The sequence below is a fragment of the Thioalkalivibrio denitrificans genome, from assembly GCF_002000365.1.
Classification (GTDB): Bacteria; Pseudomonadota; Gammaproteobacteria; order Ectothiorhodospirales; family Ectothiorhodospiraceae; genus Thioalkalivibrio_A; species Thioalkalivibrio_A denitrificans.
In genome coordinates, this window is record NZ_MVBK01000155.1 from 1 (window position 1) to 2,182 (window position 2,182).

Sequence of the window (2,182 nt, forward strand, 5' to 3'; positions counted from 1 at the left end):
GTAGCGCGGTTGGATGACCCGAAGGATCATCGCACATTGTTCCAGTCGCTTGGGTTGCTAAGGGAGCGTGATTGGGTATTGGACTTGGTTGGCGACGGACCCTATGAAGCTCGGTTGATGGACGAAGTGCAACGCCTGGGCTTCGCAGGACGGGTACGTTTTCTGGGATTGCGGACAGATGTCGATCGAATACTCGCCGAGTCCCATGTGTTTGTTCTTACCTCCAACTGGGAGGGCTTTCCTCTAAGCATCCTTGAGGCCATGCGTGCCGGTTTGCCGGTCGTGGCCTCGGCAGTTGGGGGGGTCCCGGAATCCGTGGAGGACGACGAAACGGGATATTTGGTGCCCAGAGGAGGCGTGCGCGACCTGGGAGATCGCCTTGCGTATCTCATCGATCATCCGGATGAGCGCGTGCGTTTGGGTCGTAGAGGTCGGGAGCGATTTGAGGGGCGATATCGATTCGAACGTATGGCAGCGGAGACCATGGCGGTTTACGAAGCGGTGCTAGGGAGGCAGAGATGCGCATCTGTGTGACCGGTGCCGCGGGATTCATCGGCTCGGCCTTGGTGAAGCAACTTGTAGCCCAACGCCACGAAGTCGTGGCTATCACACGAGCCCAAGGTAATAATGAGGTGGGCGATGCGGGTTCAGTACACTGGGTTCAGTGGGATATGAATGACTTACCTTCGCCTCTGCGCGCAATCGAGAATATCNNGCGCGCACATCCATCAAAATGCAAGCGCATCACTTTTAGCGGACTTACGGCGGTCGAATGTCGATGGCGCAGTAAGAGCAGTACAAGCAGCCACTATGTCGGGAGCGCGGAGAGTGGTGTTTGTCAGTACGATTGGCGTGCACGGAAGCGCATTGAGTGGCCCCGCGCCAGTAACGGAGGAATCGGCAGTAGATCCGTTGGAGGCTTATGCCCTGTCAAAGTGGGAAGCGGAAGAACAGTTGCTGCGCATGAGTGCTGAAGATGGTTTTGAGCTTGTGGTGCTCCGACCAGCTTTGGTCGCAGGGGGTGGTGCTCCGGGGAATCTCGCCCGACTCGCACGCCTGGTGAGCGCCGGTGTGCCGCTTCCCGTGCCCCGCGAAGACAATGCGCGTTCGTTCATTGGGCTGAAAAATCTGGCAAAGATCATCGTCGCCTGTCTGGATCATCCGCGGGCGGCTGGCGAGACATTCGTTGTGGCCGAGCCCGAGTGGCCCAGTACTCGTGAGGTTCTTGAACACATTGGCGAAGGAATGGGGCAGTCGGTCAGAATGATGCGTATTCCAGCCAATGCTATGCGTACCGCGGCTCGCTTACTAGGTAAGGCAGCGCTCTATGAAAAGGTATTTGGTGATTTACGTGTGGATGCTTCCAAGCTCCATGAATCCTTGGGATGGAGGCCGACGCAACCGCTGACTGAGGCCCTGCGCGATGTGGGCAGAGGGGTCCGAAATTCAAAGAAAGCGATAACATAGGGGTGATGTTTCGGAGATCGCATAAGAAGATGGGTCCATAGTGAGCGGTAACCCCGTCGCTCGTGTGGGCGGCAGGCCTTCGCAGTGAAATGGATGGATGCACGGTGCAGGCGCTTATTAGGTTTTTCGATATTTTGTTTTCGGTGATGGGCTTGGTAGTGGGACTCCCATTGCTGTTCTTGGTGGCGTTGATCGGATGGTTCGACACGGGGTCACCGCTGTTTCGGCAGGAACGCGTGGGGCGGTACCAGAAGCCGTTCACGCTGGTGAAGTTCCGTACGATGAAACCCGGTACGACTTCGGTGGCGACACACTTGGCCGATGGTTCCGCGGTGACGCCCTTCGGGCGTGTTCTGCGCAAGACAAAGCTCGACGAGCTGCCGCAGCTGTGGAATGTGCTCAAAGGGGAGATGAGCCTGGTAGGACCGCGGCCGTGTTTGAGCAATCAGGAAGAGTTGATTGCGGAACGCGCCGCGCGGAGTGTGTTTGAAGCGCGCCCGGGGATCACGGGGCTCGCACAGGTCAACAGCATCGACATGTCACAACCTGCCTTGTTGGCGGAAGTCGACCGGAGAATGCTGGATCAGCTGACGGTGGGTGCGTATTTCCGGTACATCTTCCTTACGGTTGTGGGCAAGGGTGCCGGGGACAGGCTGCGGCAGTAAGGGACAGCGCACACCGCGGCTCAGAAATTTCTGCGCTAGCCCGCATATCT

Annotated in this window: 3 protein-coding genes and 1 pseudogene; all 4 read left to right on the forward strand. The window is 57.9% G+C overall.

Features of this window, described 5'->3' with window-relative positions:
* A partial coding sequence (locus B1C78_RS17135; protein ID WP_139350010.1) for a glycosyltransferase occupies nucleotides 1–534 on the forward strand: 534 nt, incomplete at its 5' end.
* Nucleotides 519–629 (forward strand): annotated as a pseudogene (locus B1C78_RS18125) (NAD-dependent epimerase/dehydratase family protein); the annotation flags it as partial. The gene B1C78_RS17135 and the pseudogene B1C78_RS18125, both read left to right, overlap by 16 nt.
* 46 nt (nucleotides 630–675) lie before the next feature.
* Nucleotides 676–1,467: an NAD-dependent epimerase/dehydratase family protein gene (locus B1C78_RS17145; RefSeq protein ID WP_077280367.1), complete on the forward strand. Its 792-nt coding sequence runs from the start codon at nucleotides 676–678 to the stop codon at nucleotides 1,465–1,467.
* Between the two features lie 104 nt (nucleotides 1,468–1,571).
* A complete protein-coding gene (locus B1C78_RS17150) occupies nucleotides 1,572–2,132 on the forward strand; it encodes a sugar transferase (protein WP_281250615.1) in 561 nt (186 codons plus the stop codon).
* Nucleotides 2,133–2,182 lie beyond the last annotated feature (50 nt).